This window comes from Aeromonas sp. FDAARGOS 1415 (genome assembly GCF_019048365.1).
In the GTDB taxonomy this organism is placed as follows: Bacteria; Pseudomonadota; Gammaproteobacteria; order Enterobacterales; family Aeromonadaceae; genus Aeromonas; species Aeromonas taiwanensis.
In genome coordinates, this window is the sequence record NZ_CP077363.1 from 4,081,901 (window position 1) to 4,104,346 (window position 22,446).

At 60.3% G+C, this 22,446-nt stretch carries 20 protein-coding genes and 3 tRNA genes; 11 read left to right on the plus strand and 12 right to left on the minus strand.

The genetic code is table 11. The features are described 5' to 3' along the window. Positions 1-913 precede the first annotated feature (913 nt). Both I6L45_RS18880 and I6L45_RS18885 read left to right on the plus strand, forming a co-directional pair. Positions 914-2,326, plus strand: a complete 1,413-nt coding sequence (locus I6L45_RS18880) for an AAA family ATPase (protein WP_216982939.1) — start codon at positions 914-916, stop codon at positions 2,324-2,326. Continuing rightward, complete coding sequence (locus I6L45_RS18885) at positions 2,319-2,843, plus strand: hypothetical protein (protein WP_216982940.1); 525 nt, start codon at positions 2,319-2,321, stop codon at positions 2,841-2,843. Before I6L45_RS18880 ends, I6L45_RS18885 begins: the two co-directional genes overlap by 8 nt. Before the next feature lie 411 nt (positions 2,844-3,254). Here I6L45_RS18885 and cysS read toward each other — a convergent pair whose 3' ends face one another. After that, entirely contained in the window at positions 3,255-4,631 is a 1,377-nt protein-coding gene (cysS, locus tag I6L45_RS18890; RefSeq protein ID WP_216982941.1) for a cysteine--tRNA ligase, read from the minus strand. Between the two features lie 189 nt (positions 4,632-4,820). Here cysS and I6L45_RS18895 point away from each other — a divergent pair, with 189 nt between their 5' ends. The 7 genes from I6L45_RS18895 to I6L45_RS18925 all read left to right on the plus strand — a co-directional run bounded on the left by I6L45_RS18895 (position 4,821) and on the right by I6L45_RS18925 (position 10,706). After that, positions 4,821-5,318, plus strand: a complete 498-nt coding sequence (locus I6L45_RS18895) for a peptidylprolyl isomerase (protein WP_042076022.1) — start codon at positions 4,821-4,823, stop codon at positions 5,316-5,318. After that, complete coding sequence (locus I6L45_RS18900) at positions 5,308-5,988, plus strand: DUF4269 domain-containing protein (protein WP_216982942.1); 681 nt, start codon at positions 5,308-5,310, stop codon at positions 5,986-5,988. Before I6L45_RS18895 ends, I6L45_RS18900 begins: the two co-directional genes overlap by 11 nt. A 19-nt stretch (positions 5,989-6,007) precedes the next feature. Then, positions 6,008-6,733 (plus strand): UDP-2,3-diacylglucosamine diphosphatase, encoded by a 726-nt coding sequence (gene lpxH / locus I6L45_RS18905; protein ID WP_216982943.1) that lies wholly within the window; start codon positions 6,008-6,010, stop codon positions 6,731-6,733. Between the two features lie 130 nt (positions 6,734-6,863). Continuing rightward, a complete protein-coding gene (locus I6L45_RS18910) occupies positions 6,864-7,112 on the plus strand; it encodes a GlsB/YeaQ/YmgE family stress response membrane protein (protein WP_043759566.1) in 249 nt (82 codons plus the stop codon). Positions 7,113-7,266: 154 nt separating this feature from the next. Further along, complete coding sequence (locus I6L45_RS18915) at positions 7,267-7,902, plus strand: TetR/AcrR family transcriptional regulator (RefSeq protein WP_216982944.1); 636 nt, start codon at positions 7,267-7,269, stop codon at positions 7,900-7,902. Positions 7,903-7,954: 52 nt separating this feature from the next. Beyond that, complete coding sequence (locus tag I6L45_RS18920; protein ID WP_216982945.1) at positions 7,955-8,938, plus strand: MDR family oxidoreductase; 984 nt, start codon at positions 7,955-7,957, stop codon at positions 8,936-8,938. A 187-nt stretch (positions 8,939-9,125) separates the two neighbouring features. Then, positions 9,126-10,706 (plus strand): diguanylate cyclase, encoded by a 1,581-nt coding sequence (locus I6L45_RS18925; protein ID WP_216982946.1) that lies wholly within the window; start codon positions 9,126-9,128, stop codon positions 10,704-10,706. Positions 10,707-10,963: 257 nt separating this feature from the next. On the opposite strand, the gene I6L45_RS18930 is transcribed toward I6L45_RS18925, so the two are convergent. From I6L45_RS18930 to I6L45_RS18980, 11 genes are all read right to left on the minus strand, one after another. Beyond that, positions 10,964-11,050, minus strand: a tRNA-Leu gene (locus tag I6L45_RS18930). Between the two features lie 41 nt (positions 11,051-11,091). Next, a tRNA-Cys gene (locus I6L45_RS18935) sits at positions 11,092-11,165 on the minus strand. Positions 11,166-11,199: 34 nt separating this feature from the next. Then, positions 11,200-11,275: transfer RNA gene (locus I6L45_RS18940), tRNA-Gly, on the minus strand. 191 nt (positions 11,276-11,466) lie between these two features. Further along, positions 11,467-12,021 carry a CDP-diacylglycerol--glycerol-3-phosphate 3-phosphatidyltransferase gene (gene pgsA, locus I6L45_RS18945; RefSeq protein WP_010675229.1) on the minus strand — a complete coding sequence of 185 codons (555 nt, stop codon included), beginning with the start codon at positions 12,019-12,021 and terminating at the stop codon, positions 11,467-11,469. A gap of 280 nt (positions 12,022-12,301) precedes the next feature. Then, complete coding sequence (uvrC, locus tag I6L45_RS18950) at positions 12,302-14,155, minus strand: excinuclease ABC subunit UvrC (protein WP_216982947.1); 1,854 nt, start codon at positions 14,153-14,155, stop codon at positions 12,302-12,304. Between the two features lie 129 nt (positions 14,156-14,284). Then, positions 14,285-14,929 (minus strand): UvrY/SirA/GacA family response regulator transcription factor, encoded by a 645-nt coding sequence (gene uvrY / locus I6L45_RS18955; protein ID WP_010675231.1) that lies wholly within the window; start codon positions 14,927-14,929, stop codon positions 14,285-14,287. 210 nt (positions 14,930-15,139) lie between these two features. Next, complete coding sequence (gene kdsB / locus I6L45_RS18960) at positions 15,140-15,901, minus strand: 3-deoxy-manno-octulosonate cytidylyltransferase (protein WP_216982948.1); 762 nt, start codon at positions 15,899-15,901, stop codon at positions 15,140-15,142. Further along, positions 15,898-16,092 (minus strand): Trm112 family protein, encoded by a 195-nt coding sequence (locus tag I6L45_RS18965; RefSeq protein WP_043759525.1) that lies wholly within the window; start codon positions 16,090-16,092, stop codon positions 15,898-15,900. Before I6L45_RS18965 ends, kdsB begins: the two co-directional genes overlap by 4 nt. Positions 16,093-16,253: 161 nt before the next feature. Beyond that, complete coding sequence (lpxK, locus tag I6L45_RS18970) at positions 16,254-17,237, minus strand: tetraacyldisaccharide 4'-kinase (RefSeq protein ID WP_216982949.1); 984 nt, start codon at positions 17,235-17,237, stop codon at positions 16,254-16,256. Beyond that, positions 17,237-19,009 carry a lipid A ABC transporter ATP-binding protein/permease MsbA gene (gene msbA / locus I6L45_RS18975; RefSeq protein WP_216982950.1) on the minus strand — a complete coding sequence of 591 codons (1,773 nt, stop codon included), beginning with the start codon at positions 19,007-19,009 and terminating at the stop codon, positions 17,237-17,239. The genes lpxK and msbA overlap by 1 nt, the downstream gene beginning before the upstream one ends. A gap of 153 nt (positions 19,010-19,162) precedes the next feature. Beyond that, entirely contained in the window at positions 19,163-21,391 is a 2,229-nt protein-coding gene (locus tag I6L45_RS18980; RefSeq protein WP_216982951.1) for a DNA internalization-related competence protein ComEC/Rec2, read from the minus strand. Between the two features lie 28 nt (positions 21,392-21,419). Here I6L45_RS18980 and I6L45_RS18985 point away from each other — a divergent pair, with 28 nt between their 5' ends. Together I6L45_RS18985 and I6L45_RS18990 are read left to right on the plus strand one after the other, a co-directional pair. Next, a complete protein-coding gene (locus I6L45_RS18985; protein ID WP_043759518.1) occupies positions 21,420-21,938 on the plus strand; it encodes a DUF2062 domain-containing protein in 519 nt (172 codons plus the stop codon). Beyond that, complete coding sequence (locus tag I6L45_RS18990) at positions 21,932-22,426, plus strand: DUF2062 domain-containing protein (RefSeq protein ID WP_216982952.1); 495 nt, start codon at positions 21,932-21,934, stop codon at positions 22,424-22,426. Before I6L45_RS18985 ends, I6L45_RS18990 begins: the two co-directional genes overlap by 7 nt. Positions 22,427-22,446: the final 20 nt, after the last annotated feature.

Genomic DNA, 22,446 nt, shown 5'->3' on the forward strand with positions numbered 1-22,446 from the left:
CAGCCAGGGGCGGCAGCGACTCTCGCGGATGCCAGCCCGGCATCCCGCGCCTGCGGCCAGGGGCGAGGGTTTCACCCTCGACGGGAGTGCCCGTCAGCCCCGGGGCTCCATCCCCTCTCCCCTTGCGGATGAGACGTTGGAAGCAATTGGTAGGGTCGAGTAGGGTCGATTAGCGGAGCGTAATCGTCCGCGGTAACCATCCCCTCTCCCCTTGCGGGAGAGGGTCAGGGTGAGGGGTTCGGTAACGTCATTGCCTGGTGCAATGTCGTCCCACGTGTAAACGGCACGGCTTAGCCATGCAGGACACGAGGGCGCTGCCCTCGACGGGGTTTCGCCCGCCCTTCGGGCTTGGGCGAGTGACTTTTCTTTGCGTGGCCAAAGAAAAGTCACCAAAAGAAAGGCCACCCCCGCTTGTTCGCCCTCCTGCGTCGGGTTCCCTCGGTTCAGGCAAAAGGTCTGGCGGAACGACGCAGACGGTACATCCCTGTACCGCCTGCGTCTGCGCCGTCGTCCATGACGGCGCTCCTGACCTTGTGCCCTCACTTCGGCGAACAACAGGGGGGGGGCAACACCCAACCCGCAGCCCAGAGGTCAAATGGTCGCACTTATGCAACAAGTGAAATCCACTTGACTGCATGAGTGAAAAAGTGAACGTGGGTACAACTGAAAGCGGCAAACCATCCTATTGAGAAGTGGACTTATATTAAAGGCCCAGCAGTGAATATTTAACCGTGATATAACGTTATTTCTCGAACGCCCTACGGACTCTACTGTGATTAGTAATTTTTACTGTCGATAGAAAAAGTCTACCCCGTGTAACAGTAATCTTATTTTGAATAATTAAATTAAATATCAACACCTTAATAAACTATGTTATAATAGCCTCATTTAAAAAGTAAAATGCGAGCATACAATGCGAATTGACGTAAACATCAGCAATTTAGGAAAAATCACCAAAGCTAAAATTGGCATTAGACCCATCACTTTGCTAACAGGGCCGAATGGTACAGGTAAGAGTTTTTTTACAAAATCTCTGTATTCCATTTTAAATGTCATCAACAAAGATGTTTATTTGATTAGTATTACAAGACAAATTTCGTTAATTAAAATTCATATTAGCTCGTTTCTTGCCAGTTTAAGCTATGCAGGAGAGGCCGATTATATCTACTTCAAAAATCTTAGAACCGGCCTTGATAATTTACAAGCCAAACTTAACTTGGCATCGTCCGAATATCAAATTCAAGAGTATCTCGATTTTACAAAACATTGCAGCGAAGATGTAGATAAACTTATTTCATTTTTTGATGACTATGTTTCTAGTTTAGAGGGAAAGCCTAAAAAGAAATCATCTATTAGAGTCGCATCGGCATCTCTTAAGAAAAACTTGCTTTTATTAAAAACAAGGCTAAGAGATAGTTTTGAAAGTTATAACTCTTTGCTATCTGAAAATTTGAATAATGAAATTAAAGATAACTTTCAAATTTCTGATTTGCAAGATTTGATTCGTTTCGGAGAATCATCCGCAAGAATTTCTGTTGATGATTTAATTGACGTTGAAATTAACAAGAATGGTGTTGAATTTTCTTTGGGCGAGGATTTCATTAATGATGTATCTTCTTTATCTCGAGTGGTTTTATTTGAATCACCTGCATATTGGAAAGTTAGAGATGCATTGAAATCCGCTAAAGAACAATCACATATCCCAGTATTTCTTCGAAAGGAATCTAACAACATCCTCACCGGAGTCCCTAAATATTTTTATGATTTAGATGAAGCATTGAGAGCTGAAATCAAAACCCAAACACCAATTACTATTCTTGAAAAAACAGTAGACAATCTAAAAAATGAACTTGGTGGTGAGTTTATTTTCAATGGCGATAATTTAATTTTTAAAGATAAGATTTCTGGCAAAGAAATTTCTAAAAACTTAATTTCATTTGGCATGACAAATATTGGCATGATTCATAGTCTATTAAAAAACAATGTAATCACGCCGGGCTCATTTGTATTCATTGATGAACCTGAAACAAATTTGCACCCAAGATGGCAAGTTCTGCTAATGAATGTTTTGATTGAATTGGCGCAACATAATGTAAATATCGTAATTGCTACTCATAGTATTGATATGCTTAAAGCTTTAGAGGTTGGGTTGCGCAATAATACCTCTAGCTTTGATGATGATTTTGTTTCTGTTCATTATTTTGATACTGATGGAATGCTTCTGGAATTTGAATCTAACAAGCCTTTTGAACAATTATTAGAAGCAAGACAGGAGTTAAATTCATCATATGAAGCTCTCTATTTCGAGGGCATTCATAATGATTGATAAATCAGCTTTTTTAGAAGGCATTCGTCATGCTATGGGTAATGATGGTATTGAGGAAATATCATCGACTCAAGCATATAAATTAGACAGCCCAGAGGGGGTTGGATGCCATTTGCATTTTTCAAATTCACTTTTATCAAAGGTTGATTATTTTATAGAAAAAGATCACGTTGTAAAATTGATAGAGCTTTCTGATTTAGAGGAACAAATTAGAGAATGCCAGATAAAACATACGAACAATCCATTGTTATCAGCTCGTGAGAATCGAAAACTGAGAAAAAAAGCATGGCAGCCATTAACAGATGAGTTTAAGAAAAAATGGTGCGGTTCTATTGCTGTTATTGAAAGACTTTATAGAAAGAACAGCATTTTAGATACAGACCCTCAATATAAACTTATCATCGTTTGTAGAAACCATACAGACCCAAGGATGCTTGATACGTTAGAGCAGCAATTGCGTGGAATGATGGGCGTTGTGACAGTCACAAACACTAAAAATATATCTTCACACTTATAAAGTATTACAACGTGATAGTGCTATCATTTTGGTCTATTTATATGAGATATATCTAAACCATAGTTTTTGCAGAGCTCTGTATGAAAAACCATATTTCTCTATGTATTGATAGCATCACACCGTCCCCATACCTCTTTAAAACGCCTAATTTTGAATTCCCATTTTTTGGCTCTTGAGCAAGTTACTTAGATTTTTCTAGCACTATTCAGGATAGTTAGACTGTTTAGCAACCAGGCACAGTCTGCAAGCCGATATTTTCTAAATGGAGGGCAACACTTGAGCGGCTCAAATCTTATTTCGTAGGGTGGAGTAAAGGTAACGCCTAAATAATCCTTAAATAAAAAACCGCAGCCCAATGGCTGCGGTTTTTTTTATTGGCTCAACCGGTTGGCGCGAGCAGTGCCACCGGCCTTAGGCACGGCGCCAGCTGGTCTTGCCGGCGCTGTCTTCCAGCACGATGCCCATCTCGGTGAGACGGTTGCGAGCGGCGTCCGCCGCGGCCCAGTTCTTGTCGGCTCTAGCCTGGTTGCGCTCGGCAATCAGGCGCTCGATCTCGGCCACTTCGTCGTCGGCCTCGTCACCCTTCAAGAAGGCATCCGGATCCTGTTGCAGGATGCCGAGCACGGCGCCGAGTTCCCGCAGACGGGCACCCAGGCCGGCGGCGACGGCCACGTCTTCGGCCTTCTGGCGGTTGATCTCGCGCACCAGGTCGAACAGGGCGGAGTAGGCTTCCGGGGTGTTGAAGTCGTCGTCCATGGCCTCCTTGAAGCGGGCCACCTGCTCGTCACCACCGGCGGCGGCGGCCACCGGCAGATCCCGCAGGGCGGTGTACATGCGCTCCAGGGCAGCGCGGGCCTGCTTGAGGTTGTCTTCCGAGTAGTTGAGCTGGCTGCGGTAGTGGCCGGACATCAGGAAGTAGCGCACGGTCTCCGGATCGTAGTGAGCCAGGACGTCGCGGATGGTGAAGAAGTTGCCGAGGGACTTGGACATCTTCTCTTTATCCACCATCACCATGCCGCTGTGCATCCAGGTGTTGACGTAGTCGCCACCGTGGGCGCAGCAGGACTGGGCGATCTCGTTCTCGTGGTGGGGGAACTGCAGATCGGAGCCGCCACCGTGGATGTCGAAGTGGTTGCCCAGGTGCTTGGAGTTCATGGCGGAGCACTCGATGTGCCAGCCGGGACGGCCCGGGCCCCAGGGGCTTTCCCAGGTCGGCTCGCCGGGCTTGGACATCTTCCACAGCACGAAGTCCAGGGGGTTGCGCTTGGCATCCACCACGTCCACGCGGGCGCCGGCCTGCAGCTGCTCCAGATCCTGACCGGAGAGCCTGCCGTACTCGTCGAAGGAGTCGACGATGAACATGACGTCACCGTTGTCCGCCACGTAGGCGTGGCCGCGATCCAGCAGCAGCTGCACCATGGCGATGATCTCGCCGATGTGGGCGGTGGCGCGCGGTTCGATGTCCGGGCGCACCATGCCGAGGGCGTCGAAGTCCTGGTGCATGTCGCCGATCAGGCGCTCGGTGAGGTCGTCACAGGTGACCCGGGTCTCGGCGGCGCGCTTGATGATCTTGTCGTCCACGTCGGTGATGTTGCGCACATAGGTGAGATCGTACCCGGCGTAGCGCAGGTAGCGGGCCACCACGTCGAAGGCGACGAAGGTTCGGCCGTGGCCGATATGACAGTGATCATAGATAGTGACGCCACACACATACATGCCCACCTTGCCCGGGTGGATAGGTTTGAATTCTTCTTTTTGACGAGTGAGTGTGTTGTATATCTTCAGCATCTTATGACCACTGCCTGTGAGTAAAATGGCCTGCCATTCTACCCGCATCCGGTATAGAAAACGAGGCAGAAAAGCCGACTCTCCCCCCTGCCATCTATGCCGCAAGGCCCTGATGGGCTAGAATTGCCACCACTTTATGCCATACACCTGCGGGCACCCTGTCGCCCGCATTCAATGAAAGGACAACTCATGGTCACTCTGCATACCAACCACGGCGACATCACCCTCACCCTGAACGCGGAAAAAGCCCCGGAAACCGTGGCCAACTTCCTGCAATACTGCCGTGACGGTCACTACGACAACACCATCTTCCACCGCGTCATCGACGGCTTCATGATCCAGGGCGGCGGCTATGCCCCGGGCTTCGAAGAGAAAGACACCCGCGCCCCCATCAAGAACGAGGCGGCCAACGGTCTGTCCAACAAGGTCGGCACCATCGCCATGGCCCGCACCATGGAGCCGCACTCCGCCAGCGCCCAGTTCTTCATCAACGTGAACAACAACGACTTCCTGGACTTCAAGTCCGCCACCACCCAGGGCTTCGGCTACTGCGTGTTCGGTGAAGTGACCGCCGGCATGGACGTGGTCAACAAGATCAAGGGCGTGAAGACCGGCAACTACGGCCGCATGCACCAGGACGTCCCGACCGAAGACGTGGTGATCACCAAGGTGACCCTTGCCGAGTAATTCCTGCCGGCCAGGCTCTGACACAACTGCGGCCCCGGCCGCAGTTTTTCCATCTGTCACCCCCAACTGGCGCCGCCTCGACTACCTGGCCCAGGGCAACCCGCGCCAGCGCTCGGCCCATGCCCTGCTGGGGGATGGCCTGTGGGATGAGCTTGGCCCCCTGTGCAGCGATCTGGCCCTGGTGAGCACGGTCGCCATCGGGCTCGACCGGCCCGGCAGCGATCTCGACATCCTCTGCCAGCACCCGGACCCGGCCTCTCTCGCCGCGACACTGGCAGCACAAGGCTGGCAGGTGCGAAGCAAGGGCGAGCAGGTCTGGCTCGCCGAGCAGACCAGGCGTGGGCCCGATGGCCAGAGCTGGCCCCTCGAGCTCTATATCACCCCCGCTCCCCTCGAGCACCTTCACGGCTGGCGCCATCTCAGCCTGATGGCCGCCCTGCTGGCCCACTTCGGTGAGCCCTTCCACCAGGAAGTGCGGCGCCTTCGTCTGGAAGACGGGCTCAAGGGGGAAGCCGCCATCTGCCGTCTGCTGGGCCTCCCCGGCGACCCTTACGCGGCGTTGCTGACCCTGGAGGGGCGCAGTCTCGCGGGGCTGTGCTGGTCGCCCTCTCCCCTCGCCCGCCCGGCCCGAGGCGATGCACCGCCTTGCGCCCGCACCGAGGACTCTTAACCACGATGCCCAGGACCTCATGAGCACGCTCTTTATCAGTGACATTCACCTCAGCCAAGGCAGGCCCGACATGACGGCAGCCCTGGTGCGCTTTCTCGAGCACGACGCCCCCGGCGCGGACGCCCTCTATGTGCTGGGGGATCTGTTCGAATTCTGGATTGGGGACGACGACCCCAACCCGCTGCACCGCGAGGTGGCCGAGGCCTTTCTCGCCCTGAGCCAGCAGGGGGTGCCCCTCTACTTTATCCACGGCAACCGCGACTTCCTGCTGGGGCGCCAGTTTGCCAAGCAGGCCGGCATGACCCTGCTCGGCGACCCCTGCGTCATCGAGCTGTACGGCGAGCGGGTGCTGCTGAGCCACGGGGATCTGCTCTGCACCCGGGATGAGGGGTATCAGAAGTTTCGCCGCATCACCCAGCAGAAGTGGCTGCGCTGGCTCTTCCTGCGCCTGCCGCTGACCCGGCGCCGCGCCATCGCCTGCAAGATGCGCGGTCAAAGCCAGATGGAAAATGCCACCAAACAGCAGGCCATCATGGACGTGACCCCGGCCGCAGTGGACGACATGCTGCGCCGCCACGACTGTCGCCTGATGATCCACGGCCACACCCACAGACCCGCCATCCACGACTTCTCCCTGGATGGGCGAGGGGCGCGGCGCATCGTGCTGGGAGACTGGTTCGAGCAGGGATCTGTGCTGGTGTGCTCCCCTGCGGGGCAGCGGCTCGAGACCCGTACCCTGTGCTGAGGCTCGCCGGCAGGCGAGCCTCATATGACCATTTCTGACCCATGGCCACCTGGCCCGAGATGCAATAAAGATCCATGGGTATACTCTGGTTATCCGCACACAATTTATCCGTACACATGAGGACAAGGTGATGGGATTTCTTACTTGGGTGGTATTGGGGTTGATCGTCGGCATCCTGGCCAAGTGGATCATGCCGGGCAAGGATGGGGGCGGTTTCTTTATGACGGTGATCCTGGGGGTGGCCGGCGCCATGGTGGGGGGCTATGTCAGCACCCTGCTCGGCATGGGTACCGTCACCGGCTTCAACCTGCCGAGCATCGTCATCGCCACCGTCGGCGCCCTGATCGTGCTGTTTGTCTACAACAAGCTGCGCAGTTGAGAAGCCGCCATGCACCGATCCGAGGGCGCCACTGGCGCCCTCGCTGTTTTTATCCCCGCCCCATCCATCTGTCTCGGCCCCCCGGTTTCATCCCCCAGCTCATCCCCCGGTGCCGCGCTTGCATTATTTCTAGTAGAGGCGTCTAATAATTCCCATGCAAGCCAATGACCCCCTGCCCCGCCGCCCTCGCGGCCGCCCTGCCCAGCACGGGCACACCTATGCCGACACCCGGGATCTGTTGATCCGCCGGGGCATGGAGCTGCTGACCGAGCAGGGCATCGCCGCGACCTCCATCGAGCGGGTGTTGCAGTCGACCGGGATCCCCAAGGGCTCCTTCTATCACTACTTCGCCACCAAGCACGACTTCACCCTGGCGGTCATGGATGCCTATCACCACTACTTCTGCCGCAAGCTGACGCGCTATCTGGAGGATGAGAGCCTGCCCCCCCTGGCGCGCCTTGCCGCCTTCGTCGACAGCGCCTGCCGGGGCATGACCCGGTTTGCATTCCAGCGGGGCTGCCTCGTGGGCAACCTGGGTCAGGAGGTGGTGCAGCTCTCCCCCGAGCTGCGCCTTCGCCTCGAACAGATCCTCCTCGACTGGGAGGCGCTGCTCGCTCGCTGCCTGAGGGACGCGGTGACGGCGGGGGATCTGCCCCCCGGCTGCGACTGCCCCGCCCTCGCCCATCAGTTCTGGATCGGCTGGGAAGGGGCCGTGCTGCGCGCGCGCCTGGTGGGCAATACCGAGCCCATGCTCTCTTTTCTCAACTTTTTCATGATGTTAGCGAAGTAATATTTTTACGATTATTAATAGTCAACCAGTCCAATTAATGGGAGTAGACAAGATGTTCAAGGGTATTCTGATCGAGAAAGACGAGGCGGGTTATCGCGCCAGCTACCAGAGCATTCCCGAGGAGGTGCTGCCTGCCGGGGATGTGACCGTGGCGGTGGAGTGGTCTTCCCTCAACTACAAGGATGGCCTGGCCCTCACCGGCGCCGCCCCCGTGGTGCGCCGCTTCCCCCTGATCCCCGGCATCGACTTTGCCGGCACCGTGCTGGAGAGCCAGCACCCCGACTGGCACCCCGGCGACAAGGTGGTGCTCAACGGATGGGGCGTGGGCGAGACCCACAGCGGCGGGCTGGCGGAGCGGGCACGGGTTCAGGGCGACTGGCTGGTCGCCCTGCCTGAGCGCTTCCAGCCCCGGGACGCCATGGCCATCGGCACCGCAGGGTACACCGCCATGCTCTGCGTGATGGCGTTGGAGAAGCACGGTGTGGCCCCCGGGGACGGTGACATCCTGGTGACCGGTGCCAACGGCGGCGTGGGCAGCGTGGCGATCACCCTCCTGGCCAAGCTGGGCTATCGGGTCGTGGCCGCCACAGGGCGGCTGCACGAGGCCGACTACCTCAAGTCCCTCGGCGCCGCCGAGGTGATCGATCGCGCCGAGCTGGCCGCGCCGGGGCGCCCGCTGGGCAAGGAGCGCTGGGCCGGCGTCATCGACACCGTCGGCAGCCACACCCTGGCCAACGCCTGCGCCACTACCCGCTACGGCGGCGCCGTGGCCGCCTGCGGCCTGGCGGGGGGGATGGACTTCCCCTCCACCGTTATGCCCTTCATCCTGCGCGGTGTCACCCTCTATGGCATCGACAGCGTGATGGCGCCGCGCCCGCTGCGCCAGCAGGCCTGGTCCCGCCTGGCCGAGGATCTCGACCTGACCCGCCTCAACCTCCTCACCCGGGAAGTGCCCCTCTCCCAGGTCGTGGCCCTGGGGGATGCCTTCCTGGCAGGCCAGGTGCGCGGCCGGATCCTGGTCAATGTCCAGGGGTGATGACTGACGCGATATGAGCCGGATCGCCTGATCAGGTCAGGCGATCCGCTCTGTGGCCACACCGATGCATATTGACCGTGCCCGCTTGGGGAATGCGATCGAGCACTAAAACGGGTGACGAGCAAGTAGCACGAGGAAAGCGCCTTTATTAGAATGGCAGCTGACCTTAAACAATCAGTGTGCCCAGATGATCATTGATATCCCCACCATGTTTATGATGATCATCGCTGCCAGCGTGACCCTGACGTGTTCAGTCGGCTGGGTCACCCGCGCCAAAGACGAGAAGGAGCTACAGCTCTGGACGCTCGGGCTGGCCTTGCAGACGCTGGTCTTCACGCTGTTCTTCCTGCGTCACCAGATACATGACTTCTTCTCTGTCTTGGTAGCGAACGCGGCGTTATCAGCGAGTCTCTCGTGCTTCTTGGCGGCCGTCGTGGTATTTCAGCAGCGCCGCCTGTCGCGCTTGTGGTTCTACGCTCCTCCCCTGTTGTTGGCGACGACGTTCAGCTTTTTCATGGATGATATCGGTGCCCGCATCATGATCTGCGGCGCCATCTGCAGTGTGCAGTGCCTGGTCGTGCTGATCACCTTGCTGGATAGGCGCGTTGTGGTGAGCGGGCGTGGCAAGTATCTGATTGCCAGCGGGTTGAGCCTCTCGATCGCCGTGCTGACCCTGCGCTTTTTTAGCGTGATGTTTTACCCCGACGACATCTCCAGCCTGTTGCGCGAGACCCCCATTCAAGTGGTCACGTTTTTGGCGACCTTTATCACATTGCTCCTGATGTCCAATGGTTTTGTGTTGATGATCAAGGAGAGCACGGATGAGCAGAACCGTCAGCTGGCCATGAAGGATCGCCTCACAGGGATTTGGAACCGGGGACATATAGAGGAGACCGCCAAGCAGGAGATGGCCCGACTCGAACGCTACGGCCATCCGGTCTCCTTGATCATGATGGATATCGACTACTTCAAGCAGATTAATGACAAACTCGGTCACGGGGCTGGCGACATCGCCCTCAAAGAGTTTTGCGTCGTGGTGCAGAGCTGCATCCGTACCACAGATTTACTGGGGCGCTGGGGAGGTGAGGAGTTTCTGCTGCTGCTCCCCAACAGCGGTTTTGCCAATGCCGCGCCATTGGCGGAGCGGATCCGGAGTGCAATCGAGCAGTATCCGTTCTCAAACGGGTTACAGATCACCGCCAGCTTTGGCCTGGCTGTCTGTCAATCGACGGATAGTTGGGATACCTGGTTGGAGCGCACCGATCAGGCGCTCTACCGGGCAAAAGCCGCAGGCCGCAATCGGGTGGAAAACGAGAGCCTGCACCATGAGCCGGGTCAAACCTCGTCCCCCCTCCCCAATCTGGTGCACCTGGTGTGGCGCAGTACCTATGAATCGGGCATCACCTTGATCGATAACCAGCATCGCAGCTTGTTTGAGAAAACAAATACCCTGCTGCAGGCGCTGCTGGAGTCGCAACCCAAGCCTGAGATCGCCCGCCTCATCGCGCAGCTTGTGGCGGACATTGAGCAGCATTTCCACGATGAAGAGGCGCTTTTCCAACAGGAAGGCTACGTGGAAGGGAGCGCCCACGGCCTGATCCACGCCCAGCTGGTGGCGCGGTCGCATCGCTTGTTAGAGCGTTTCGAGCACGATCAGGTCAACGCGGGGGAGTTGCTGCATTTTCTGGCTTATGAAGTGGTCGCCCAGCATATCCTGCTTGAGGATCGCCAATATTTCACCTCGCTCAAGCGCCTGGCCATCGCCTGACCAAGTCACTCATCGCAACCCAAGCACAATGTTGGAAGGCCGACAGCAAGTCGCTGGGAGCCGTAAGCCGTAAGCCGTAAGCCGTAAGCCGTAAGCCATAAGCCATAAGCCATAAGCCATAAGCCATAAGCCACTTACACAACAGATGGACAAGAAAGGAAAAGCAGGAGAGAAATCTTGGAGAGGAGTAAAAACAAAAACGACGCAATGAAGCGTCGTATCTGTTTAATCTATAAGGCTTTTTTCTTCAATTTTAATGGTGCCCGAGGCCGGAATCGAACCGGCACGCCGCGAACGGCGAGGGATTTTAAATCCCTTGTGTCTACCGATTTCACCACTCGGGCACCGCAATCGGTATCAAGCTCGCGTCGCGGGCTTGTCAATATGGAGGCACGTTCCGGAGTCGAACCGGACTAAACGGATTTGCAATCCGCTGCATAACCGCTTTGCTAACGCGCCATGCAAAAGAGAGAAACTCTCTATTGTCTGAATTTGGAGCGGGAAACGAGACTCGAACTCGCGACCCCGACCTTGGCAAGGTCGTGCTCTACCAACTGAGCTATTCCCGCATCGGTCTGGCTGACTGCCTGACTACGAGAACGCATTCTAGCGATGTTCCTCGTCCAGTCAACCAAAAACATTTAATACTCTGATCGTTCGAGTGTTTTTTACTCTTGTCCCGCACTTTTAGCGATCATGGCCGTTTCTTGGCCCCAGTGGCAAAGAAACGGCGATTTTCCCCTTGGTGCCGGAGCACGCCCTAGAAGCGGGAGTGGTAGCTGAGATCGCCCCAGGCGGCCTTCATGTACTGGAACATGGACCAGAAGGTGAGCACGGTCGCCACATAGAGCAGCACATAGGCGAGCCACACCATCCAGATGTCGTACTGCCAGATGAGCCCCGTCAGCGACACCATCTGGATCATGGTCTTCCACTTGCCAATCCAGCTGACCGCCACCGAGGAGCGCTTGCCAAGCTCCGCCATCCACTCGCGCAGGGCGGAGATGATGATCTCCCGGCCAATCATGGTCATGGCGGGAATGGTCACCCAGACGGTGTTGTAGTGCTCGACGATGACCACCAGGGCCGCCGCCACCATGATCTTGTCCGCGACCGGGTCAAGGAAGGCGCCGAAGGCGGTGGACTGGTTCAGCTTGCGGGCAAGGTAGCCGTCAAACCAGTCGGTCGCAGCCGCCAGGATGAAGACGATGGCTGCCGCCATGTAGGACCACTGATAGGGAAGGTAGAACAGGATGACGAAGACGGGGATGAGCAGGATCCGGAAAAACGTCAGCAGGTTAGGAATATTTGTCATTATTTTCAGCCACTTCTTGTATGCCGCAACATGGTAGCCCCATGCCGATTGCCGATGCAACCGCACAGGTGCCCGCCTTGGTCCATTAATCCATCAATAACCTCAGGATGCGGGCCATTATGGCATTTGCGCCCCCCCTGCGTCACGGCCCTTGTGTGTCCGGGTTTCCCACAGGGGATGAATCCGGGGTGAATGCCATGGTTCTCTCTCGGCCGGTGCGCCAGACCCAGTCTGCCGTTAGAGCCTGCATGGGCAGAGTGCAGCCCTTCGCGGCCAAGGGCTAGAGGGAGCGCAGGGCGTCGTGAATGGACTGGGCCAGCTCCTGGCTGATGCCTGGCACCTTGGCGAGCTCGTCCACTCCGGCCTTTTTCACCTCCTGCAGGCCGCCCAGGTATTTGAGCAGCGCCTGCCGCCGTTTCGGTCCCACCCCGGGAATGTCTTCCAGGGTACTGGTGGTGCGGGCCTTGGCGCGCCGCGCCCGGTGGCCGGTGATGGCGAAACGGTGGGATTCGTCGCGAATGTGCTGGATGAGGTGCAGGGCGGGCATGTCCGCCGGCAGGTGTAGCTCCTCGTGGCTGTCCCCCAGGATCAGGGTCTCCAGCCCTGCCTTGCGGGTCACCCCCTTGGCGATACCCACCAGGAGCGGATACTTGCCGCCGAGAAACTCCAGCTGGCGCGCCAGGATCTCCTCGGCGCGGCGCAGCTGGCCGAGGCCACCGTCGATGAAGAGCACGTCCGGCACCTTGTCCGGCTCCTGCTGCTTGCCAAAGCGGCGCTCCAGCGCCTGCTCCATGGCGGCGTAGTCATCACCGCCTGTGATGCCGTCGATGTTGAAGCGGCGATATTCCGAGGAGAGCGGCCCCTCCCGGTTGAACACCACGCAGGAGGCCACAGTACGCTCCCCCATGGTGTGAGAGATGTCGAAACACTCCATGCGGGCGATGGGGGTCTCGAGCTCCAGCAGCTCCTCCAGCTGATCGTAGCGGGCGGTGATGGTGCTCTTGTGGGCGAGGCGCGAGCGCAGCGCTGTCAGGGCGTTGATGGAGGCGAGCTTGATGAAACGCGCCCGCTCGCTGCGCGTCCGGCTCACCACTCGCACCTTGTAGCCGGCGGTCTGGCTCAGGGTGTCGGCGATAACGTTCTCGTCCTCCAGCGCCACGTCCAGCAGCACTTCGCTCGGGATCTGCCGCCCCCCCTGCCCCGACAGGTAGAACTGCAGCAGGAAGGATTGCACCACCTCCTCCAGCGGGGTATCGGCCGGCACTTTCGGGAAGTAGCTGCGCGAGCCCAGCACCTTGCCCTGGCGAATGAAGAGCACGTGGATGCAGGCGGTCCCCTGCTCGAAGGCGACCCCGACCACGTCGAGCTCGTCCAGTACGTTGCCGCTCACCGACTGCTGCTCGGTGACCCGGCGCAGGGCCTGGATCTGATCCCGGTAGCGGGCCGCCTCCTCGAAGCGCAGATCGCCGCTGGCGGACTCCATCTTGCCCACCAGTTCCCCTATCACCTGCTGGTTCTTGCCTGCGAGGAACAGCTTGGCCAGCGCCACCTGCTGGGCGTATTCCGCCTCGCTCACCAGCCCCGCCACACAGGGGCCGGCGCAGCGCTTGAGCTGGTAAAGCAGACAGGGGCGGGTGCGGTTGGCATAGACCGCGTCCTCGCACTGGCGCACGGGAAAGATCTTCTGCATCAGGTGCAGGCTCTCTCGCACCGCGCCGCCGGAAGGATAAGGGCCGAAATACTCCCCCTTCACCTTGCGGGCGCCGCGGTGGACGCCGATACGCGGGTGCTGGTGGTCGGTGATGATGATCCAGGGGTAGGACTTGTCGTCCCGCAGCAGCACGTTGTAGCGGGGCTGGTACTGCTTGATGAGGTTGTGCTCGAGGATCAGCGCCTCGGTCTCGGTGTGGGTGACCGTCACCTGCACATCGGCGATCTGGCGCACCAGGGTGCGGGTCTTGATACTGTCGACGTTGGCCCGGAAGTAGGAGGCGAGCCGTTTCTTGAGATCCTTGGCCTTGCCCACGTAGATGACGGTGCCGCCGCTGTCGTACATGCGATAGACACCGCTCTGGTGGGTGACGGCGCCGAGGAATGCCTTGCTGTCAAACAGGGGCTCGGGAGAGGGGGTCATGGGCAACTCGACTCAACGGATGAATGCAAAAAGACGGGGAAGAGCATACTGCGCCCGCTGACTGAAAAGCAAAAGGGGCAAGAAAGCAAAAGGCGGCCCACGCCGCCTTCGATGGCCACACGCCGCCCCTTACAGGGTGTCGGCATCCAGCATGCCATAGCGAATGGCAAGATGGGTCAGCTCCACGTCGCCATTGATGCCCAGCTTGCTGAACAGGCGGTAGCGATAGCTGTTGACCGTCTTCGGGCTCAGGTTGAGTTGCTCGGAGATGTCGGTCACCTTCTGCCCCTTGGTGATCATCATCATGATCTGCAGCTCGCGCTCGGAGAGGGACTTGAAGGGGTTCTCGTCGGCGGAGGCAAACTGGCTCAGGGCCATCTGCTGGGCGATCTCCGGGGAGATGTAACGCTGACCGGAGTGAACCAGGCGAATCGCGTGGATCATCTCGTCCGGCGCGGCCCCCTTGGTGAGATACCCGGCGGCCCCCGCCTGCATCACCTTGGTGGGGAACGGATTTTCTGAATGAATGGTCAGCACTATGATGCGCACATCGGGGCGGATCCGCAGGATCTTGCGGGTCGCTTCCAGACCGCCGATGCCCGGCATGTTCATGTCCATCAGGATCACATCGGGGTGATGTTGCCGACAGAAGGCCACCGCGGTCTCCCCGCTCTGCGCCTCGCCCACCACCTTGATCCCGCGGACGTCTTCCAAAATGCGTCTTATCCCTGTACGCACCAACTCATGATCATCGACCAGGAATACATTAATCACCCAAACACCCCGTTTTTTATCTCGTTATATGCCAGTTAGGGTTAACACGGCGTCTTGCATCATAACCAAACTCGATGATTTGGCAAACCATGGCCGGGAAAAGTTTGAAATTGCTCGTAAAATCCTTTTTAAATCAAATTACTATACAAAGAATCAATTAAAAAACGGCGCCCTGGGGCGCCGTTTTGCATCAAAGCCGTTCCGCCAACCTCAACCAGCCAGCAGCGCACGCACCTTGTCGAGATCGGCCTGGGTATCCACCCCGACCGGTGGGGCCTCCAGCGCCTGGGCCACGTGGATCTTCTCCCCGTACCAGAGCACACGCAGCTGCTCCAGCGCCTCTACTTGCTCGAGCTGACTCGGCGCCCAGTCCACGTAACGCTGGATGAAACCGGCGCGATAGGCGTAGATGCCGATGTGGCGCTGGTAGTGGGGGCCTATCTGCTCGCGGCTCCTGGCGAACGCATCCCGATCCCAGGGGATGGAGGCACGGCTGAAGTAGAGGGCGTAGCCATCCTTGTCGGTCACCACCTTGACGGCGTTCGGGTTGAACGCCTCTTCGGCATCCACGATCGGCACCGACAGGGTCGCCATGGGCGCGCTGGCACTGGCCAGGTTGTCCGCCACCTGACGAATGATGGTCGGCGGGATGAGGGGCTCATCCCCCTGCACGTTGACCACTATGGTGTCGGCGGCAAAGCCGTAGTGACGGCTCACCTCGGCGAGGCGCTCGGTACCGGACTGGTGATCCGGTGAGGTCATGCACACCTCGAAGCCGGCCTGTGCGGCAAACGGGGCCAGCGCCTGCTGCACCCGCTCATCGTCGGTCGCGACGATCACCCGGTCCGCGCCGGATTGCAGGGCCTTCTCCACCACGTGCTGCACCATGGGCTTGCCGTGGATGTCCGCAAGCGGTTTGCCCGGCAGCCGGGTGGAGGCGTAGCGGGCCGGAATGACGACGACGAAACTCATGGCTTCAGCTCTTCCAGCGCCAGGTGGCGGGCCCGGTTCTCCAGCAGGACGGGGATCCCCTCCTCCATCGGGTAGGCCAGCCTGTCGAAGCGGCAGATCAGCTCCTGGGAACCCGCGTGAGCCTGATAGTGCAGCTTACCCTTGCAGACCGGGCAGGCGATGATGTCGAGCAGTTTAATATCCAGTGCCACAACCAAACTCCTTTAACGATGTCGGGCAGGCGATGATGCCTGGCCATTGATATGCTGTGCCGGGCCCGCAGCCGGGCCCGGTCCCGTCGGCTGGCGCCGCCCCCGGCCGTCCCGAGGTGCCGTCATGGCACAGGGAGCAGGCCAAAGGGGCCGCGGGCCTTTTATGATTGTCGGCCGCCGGCCCCCTTCAGGGTCCGCAGCAGGGCCTCCCCCAGGGCATCCGGCAGCTCGGCGCTCACCGGCAGGTACCACCAGTGCGCCGGCGCGAAGGCACGGCACTTGACCGCATCCTTCTCCGTCATCAGCAAGGGGCGCTCGCCGAAGCGGGCAAGCAGCTCGGCGGCGTTGAACGCCTGGTGATCCGCATAACCGACGCTCTGCGCCAGCTCATAGCCAAGGGCGGTCAGGGTCGCGAAGAAGCGGGGGGGATGGCCGATGCCCGCCAGGGCGTCCACCGGCCCCTGGAGGGGCGCGGTGAGCGGCGTATCGTCGCACACCCGGCGGGGCGTGCCCGGGGCCAGGTGCATGGCATATTCTTCCCTGCCCGGCTCGCCGCCGTTGCAGATGATGGCATCCACGCGCTTCAAGCGGCTGACCGGCTCGCGCAGCGGCCCCATGGGCAGCAGGCAGCCATTGCCGAACCGGCGCGCCCCGTCAACCACCACCAGCTCGATGTCCCGGGCCAGGGCGTAGTGCTGCAGGCCGTCGTCGGTGACGATGATGTCCACCTCGCCGCTTTGCTCCAGCTGGCGCACCGCATCGGCCCGTTTGGGGGCCACCGCCACCGGGCAGCCACAGCGACGGGCGATGAGCACGGGCTCGTCCCCCGCCTGCGCCGTGGTGCTGGTCTCATCGAGCCGATAGGGATAATGGGGCGCCTTGCCGCCATAACCGCGGCTCACCACGCCGGGCCTGAAACCCCGCGCCTGCAGCTGTTCCACCAGCCAGACCACCACAGGGGTCTTGCCGTTGCCCCCCACCGAGATGTTGCCCACGACGATGACCGGCAGACCGGCGCGATAGGCCTTGAACCAGCCCCGGCGATAGGCGAAGCGGCGCACGCCGCTGACAAGAGAGAACAACAGGGCGAAGGGGGCCAGCCACCAGCGCCAGCCGCTGTTCCCGTACCAGAGCCGTGCCAGCATCAGCCTTGGTTGCCTGCGGCGGCGCCGTTGCCGAACTGGATGGCGCGCAGCTGGGCATAGGTGCCCTGCAGGGCCATCAGGGTCTGGTGGTTGCCACGCTCGACGATGTGACCCTCGTCGATGACCAGGATCTCGTCCGCCTTCTCGATGGTGGAGAGGCGGTGGGCGATCACCAGCGAGGTGCGCGCCTTGCACAGCTCGTCGATGGCGGCCTGGATGTGGCGTTCGGACTCGGTGTCCAGGGCCGAAGTGGCCTCGTCCAGCAGCAGCACCGGGGAGTCCCGCAGCAGGGCGCGGGCGATGGCGATGCGCTGGCGCTGGCCGCCGGAGAGGGACGCGCCGTTCTCGCCGATGACGGTGTCATAGCCTTCCGGCATCTTGCGCACGAAGTCGTCCGCATGGGCGATGCGGGCAGCCTGCTGCACCTCTTCCCGGCTGTAGCGCTCCTCCGCCGCGTAGGCGATGTTGTTGGCCACGGAGTCGTTGAACAGGTGCACGTGCTGGGAGACCAGGGCGTACTGCTTGCGCAGCTCGCTCAACTTGTATTCGCGGATGTTGACGCCATCCAGCAGGATCTCCCCCTGTTCGATGTCGTAGAAGCGGGTCAGGAGGCTGGCGATGGTGCTCTTGCCGGAGCCGGAGCGCCCCACCAGGGCCACGGACTTGCCCGCCTCCACCTTGAAGCTGACGTTGTGCAGCGCTGGTGTCTCCTTGGTCGGGTAGGTGAAGGTGACGTTGCGAAACTCGATCTCGCCGCGGGCGCGCTCCAGGGTGCGGGTGCCGGTGTCCTGCTCCGGGGCAGAGTCCAGCAGGCCGAAGAGGCTCTGGCAGGCGGTGATGCCGCGCTGGAACTGGTTGTTCACGTCGGTCAGGCTTTTCAGCGGCTTGAGCAGCATCATCATGGAGGTGACCATGACGGTGAAGGTCCCCGCGGTCAGGGTCGCCTTGACGCTGTCGATGGTCGCCACATAGAGGAAGACCGCGAGGGCCACGGAGGCCACCATCTGGACAATGGGGCTACCGATGGCGTCGGCCGCGACCATCTTCATGGTCTGCTGGCGCATGCGGTTGCTCACCCGGTAGAAGCGCTTGTCCTCCACCTCCTGGCCACCGAACATCAGCACCTCTTTGTGCCCCTTGAGCATCTGCTCGGTGGAGGTGGTGATGTCACCGACCGCCTGCTGGATCTGGCGGCTTATCTTGCGAAAACGCCGGCTGATGAGGCTGATGAGGATCCCGACCAGGGGGCCCACCACCAGGAAGATCACCGACAGCTGCCAGGAGTGCCAGAACATCAGGCCGAGCAGGCCGATGACGGTGGCCCCTTCCCGCACCAGGGAGACCAGGGTCGAGCTCGCCGCAGACGACACTTGACCGGCGTCATAGGTCACCTTGGAGAGCAGGTTGCCGGTATTCTGGCGATCGAAGAAGCTCATGGGCATGGCCATCAGGTGGCTGAACACCTGCTGCTGCAGGCGCATCACCACGTGGTTGCCGACCCAGGCCATGCAGTAGTTGGAGAGGAAGGCGGCGCAGCCGCGCAGGGCCACGATGCCGAGCACGAAGAAGGGCATCCACTTGAGCACGCTGCTGTCGTTGCCGTTGAGCCCCTGATCGATAAGCGGCTTGATGGAATAGACGAAGGTGGTATCCACGGCCGCATAACCCAGCATGCCGATGATGCCGCCCACCAGACCCAGTTTGCGATCCCGGACATAACCGAGCAGGCGCTTGAAGACGGGCCAGCTCTCTTGTGAGGTTTCTTGTTGCATGAATAGCCGTTAATAAGGGAAATGACGGGCTATTCTAGCCAAACCTTGGGGCTTCACCAAGCGTCGCAGGCAGTCGGGTATCGAACCCGGGTCACAAATGACGGCTCCCCCATCCCGCGTCAGGCCCCTTGCGCACGAGTCAAGACCGGCCGCTCACTCCTCTTTCCATGGTATGGGTTTCCACCAGGTCCCACTTCGCCTGTACCAGGGTCCCTGCTCCCGCTCGGCCCGGATCCGCAGGCCGTCATCGCCGCCCTCGATCAGGATGGCGCCATCCTCACCGGTCACCCATTGCCGCGCGCCATCGTATCTCGCCACCACGTCGGGGCGGGGAAATCCCCACTGGTTCATGAAGCCGGCGCTGTGCACGACGAAGGTCGGCCGCACCGCCGCCACAAAGGCCGGGATCGAGGAGGTGCGGCTGCCGTGGTGGGGACTCACCAGCAGGGTGCTGACCAACCCCTCTCCCCCGCCCTCCCCGCTCTCCAGGGCCAGCAGGCGACGCTCCGTCTGCTGCTCGATGTCACCGCTGAGCAGGAGGCGATGCCGTCCGTCGCTGATCTGCACGACGCAGCTGTCGTTGTTGCGCCCCACCCCCGGTCGCTCGGGCCAGAGCACGCGCAGGTCGAGCCCCTGCCAGCGCCACTCCTGGCCACGGCGACAGGCCTGGGTACTCGGCGCGAACGGGAAGGAGGAGAGCTCGCGGCGCACCGGTATCCCCTGCAGCACGGCCTGTCGGTTGCCCGCGTGATCCCGGTCCCTGTGGCTGATGACGAGGGTATCGATCACCCTCACTCCGAGCCGGTTCAGCACGGGCTGGATGACCGCGTCCGCCATGTTGTAGCCACCGGGGTAGCGATCCCCGGTATCGAAGAGGATGCCGCGCTCTCCCCGGGTGATGAGCACGGAGAGCCCCTGCCCCACGTCCAGCACCCGCACCTGCCAGGGGGCGGGTGTGGGCCAGGCGGCCAGCACCATGGCCGCCGCCACGGGGAGCAGCAGGAAGCGCCCTCCCGGCAGCTGCCGGCCCGCCCACAGCAGGATCAGCAGGGTGCTGGCGGGCATCAGCCAGCCCGGTACCGGCCACCATAGCCGTACCTGACTCGCCAGCCGCGCCAGCCCCCAGAGCACCCATTCCAGGCCAAGATCGGACAGCCAGAGCAGGCCGTGGGCCAGGGTGGTTGAGAGGGGAGCCAGCAGGACGCCGATGAGGGCAAGGGGGATGATCCCGAGGCAGAACAGCGGCAATGCCAACAGGTTGAGCAAGAGCGCCAGGGGTGCCATCCCCTCGAACAGCAGCAGTTGCAGGGGCAACAACCCGAGCAGCAGCAAGAGTTGCAGGCGCACCAGGCCTGGACGCTCGTGCAGCAGGCTCGCCAGCAACAGCAGGGCCACCGCCAGGAAGGAGAGCCAGAAACCCGCCGAATAGAGGGCGAAGGGATCCCAGAGCGCGATCACCACGAAGGCCCACAGCCAGATGCGGTGGCTCGGCCAGTCCCGTTTCAGCCAGCGCAGCAGGCTCCATACCAGCACCATGATGAGGGCCCGTTCGGTCGCCACCGCAAACCCGGCCAGCCAGCTGTAGGTGGCCGCGAACAGCAGGGAGACCAAGATGGCCCCCCGCAACCCGAACAACCGGCCCAGCCACCAGCCGAGCACCGCCACCAGGGCGATATGCTGGCCGGAGATGGCGATGATGTGGGTCAGGCCGCTGCCGCGAAAGAGATCCCACTGGGCATCCGTGATGCCCTCCTGCTCCCCGAAGGTGAGTGCCGCCAGCAGGGGGGCCTGCACCAATCCCTGCCACGCCGTGTCGGCGGCGGTCAGCCAGCGCTCACGCCAGCCCGGCGGCGCTGCCGTCACCTCGATGATCCGGCGCAGATTGCCGGTGGCCGTGATCCCCTTGCCGAGCAGCAGCCGTCGCCCGTCCATCCCTGCTTCGTTCGCGAGGCCATGGGCAGGCTTGAGGCTGGTCACCAGGGTGACGCGACTGCCGGCGGGCAGGGGCGGCAGCGCCTGATAGGCGTTCACCCGCACCAGGGGGGCCGGCGCGAGGGGAAGGGCATCCAGAGTCTCGACCCTCAGCAGCAGGCGCGTAAAATGATCGCGATCTTTGTCGCCGGAGGGCTCCGCACTTTGCACTTGTGCGGTTATGATGTGACTCGTTTTTTTGCCAAGCTGGTCCAGCCAGGCCAGCCGGTAGTGCAGATTTCCCTGCATCCAGAGAATGCCAGACAGTAAAAACAGCAGCCGCCAGCAGCGGCAGGCGGCGAGGGGGAGCGCGAGCAGCAGCATCAGGCCCCCCCATTCCCATGAAGGCAGCCATGGCCAAAGCAGTGAGGAGCTTGCCCCAAGGGCAAACGACAACAGACGCAGATCCATGGAGCAAGTATCTAGCAAGGTTTAAAACATGCCCAAACGAATCATACAGCGCTGGATGCCCGATCAGCAGAGCCTGAAAGAGCACAAGCACTTGCGCCTGTTCGGCAATCTGCTGCTCGATGCCAACCTCTGGCATCTCAACCGGCGATCCGCCGCAGGGGCCTTCGCGGTCGGCCTCTTCATGGCCTGGATCCCCCTGCCCTGCCAGATGTTGCTGGCGGCCGGGGGGGCCATCCTGTTTCGGGTCAACCTGCCCCTCTCGGTGGCCCTGGTATGGCTCTCCAACCCCCTGACCATGCCGCCCCTGTTCTATGGCGCCTACCTGACCGGCTGCCAGCTGCTGGGTCGGCACGCCCAGCCCATCGACATCGAGTTTACCTGGGCCTGGCTGATGTCGGTGTTCGAGACGGTGGCACCGCCGCTCTTGCTGGGCTCCCTGGTGCTCGCCCTGCTGAGCTCTCTGATTGGCTATGCCCTGATCCGCACCTTCTGGCGCCTGAGCACGGTACGACAGTGGAAAAAACGCCGGGTGGCGCGGGCATGCTGAGCCGCTGGTTCGCCCGCTTCCGGCTGGATCCGGACACCCTGCGCCAGCAGAAGTGGTTTGCCCTGTTCGGTGAGCGCCTGCTGACCCCCGCCCTCTGGCAGAGAGGGACCCGGGCCCTGTGCGGTGCCGTGGCGGCCGGTCTGTTCGCCAGCTGGATCCCGATGCCCATGCACTCCCTGGTAGCCGTCGCCCTGGCGCTGGCATTCAGCCTCAATCTGCCGCTGGCCCTGCTGGCTGTCTGGTTCAACAACCCGCTGACGCTCCCCTTCATGTACCTCTACGCCTATCGCACCGGCTGCCTGTTGCTGCGCGAGACCCCGGAGCCCTTCCACCTCACCTGGTCCCTGCACTGGCTGGAGCACGAGGCGGCCACCCTGGTGCCCCCCTTCCTGCTCGGCAGCCTGCTGCTGGCCCTGCTCACTGCCGCCGCCGGCGCCCTGTTCACCCTGCTGATACTGCAACTCGGCAGGCTGATCCGCGCCCGCTGAGCAGGCTCCCCCGCGCCCCG

Bases quoted from the DNA above. Each gene is read 5' to 3' on its own strand.
- I6L45_RS18880 (WP_216982939.1), top strand. From the start codon at position 914: ATGCGAATTGACGTAAACATCAGCAATTTAGGAAAAATCACCAAAGCT.
- I6L45_RS18885 (WP_216982940.1), top strand. From the start codon at position 2,319: ATGATTGATAAATCAGCTTTTTTAGAAGGCATTCGTCATGCTATGGGT.
- cysS (WP_216982941.1), bottom strand. From the start codon at position 4,631: ATGCTGAAGATATACAACACACTCACTCGTCAAAAAGAAGAATTCAAA.
- I6L45_RS18895 (WP_042076022.1), top strand. From the start codon at position 4,821: ATGGTCACTCTGCATACCAACCACGGCGACATCACCCTCACCCTGAAC.
- lpxH (WP_216982943.1), top strand. From the start codon at position 6,008: ATGAGCACGCTCTTTATCAGTGACATTCACCTCAGCCAAGGCAGGCCC.
- I6L45_RS18910 (WP_043759566.1), top strand. From the start codon at position 6,864: ATGGGATTTCTTACTTGGGTGGTATTGGGGTTGATCGTCGGCATCCTG.
- I6L45_RS18915 (WP_216982944.1), top strand. From the start codon at position 7,267: ATGCAAGCCAATGACCCCCTGCCCCGCCGCCCTCGCGGCCGCCCTGCC.
- I6L45_RS18920 (WP_216982945.1), top strand. From the start codon at position 7,955: ATGTTCAAGGGTATTCTGATCGAGAAAGACGAGGCGGGTTATCGCGCC.
- I6L45_RS18925 (WP_216982946.1), top strand. From the start codon at position 9,126: ATGATCATTGATATCCCCACCATGTTTATGATGATCATCGCTGCCAGC.
- pgsA (WP_010675229.1), bottom strand. From the start codon at position 12,021: ATGACAAATATTCCTAACCTGCTGACGTTTTTCCGGATCCTGCTCATC.
- uvrC (WP_216982947.1), bottom strand. From the start codon at position 14,155: ATGACCCCCTCTCCCGAGCCCCTGTTTGACAGCAAGGCATTCCTCGGC.
- kdsB (WP_216982948.1), bottom strand. From the start codon at position 15,901: ATGAGTTTCGTCGTCGTCATTCCGGCCCGCTACGCCTCCACCCGGCTG.
- lpxK (WP_216982949.1), bottom strand. From the start codon at position 17,237: ATGCTGGCACGGCTCTGGTACGGGAACAGCGGCTGGCGCTGGTGGCTG.
- msbA (WP_216982950.1), bottom strand. From the start codon at position 19,009: ATGCAACAAGAAACCTCACAAGAGAGCTGGCCCGTCTTCAAGCGCCTG.
- I6L45_RS18980 (WP_216982951.1), bottom strand. From the start codon at position 21,391: ATGGATCTGCGTCTGTTGTCGTTTGCCCTTGGGGCAAGCTCCTCACTG.
- I6L45_RS18985 (WP_043759518.1), top strand. From the start codon at position 21,420: ATGCCCAAACGAATCATACAGCGCTGGATGCCCGATCAGCAGAGCCTG.
- I6L45_RS18990 (WP_216982952.1), top strand. From the start codon at position 21,932: ATGCTGAGCCGCTGGTTCGCCCGCTTCCGGCTGGATCCGGACACCCTG.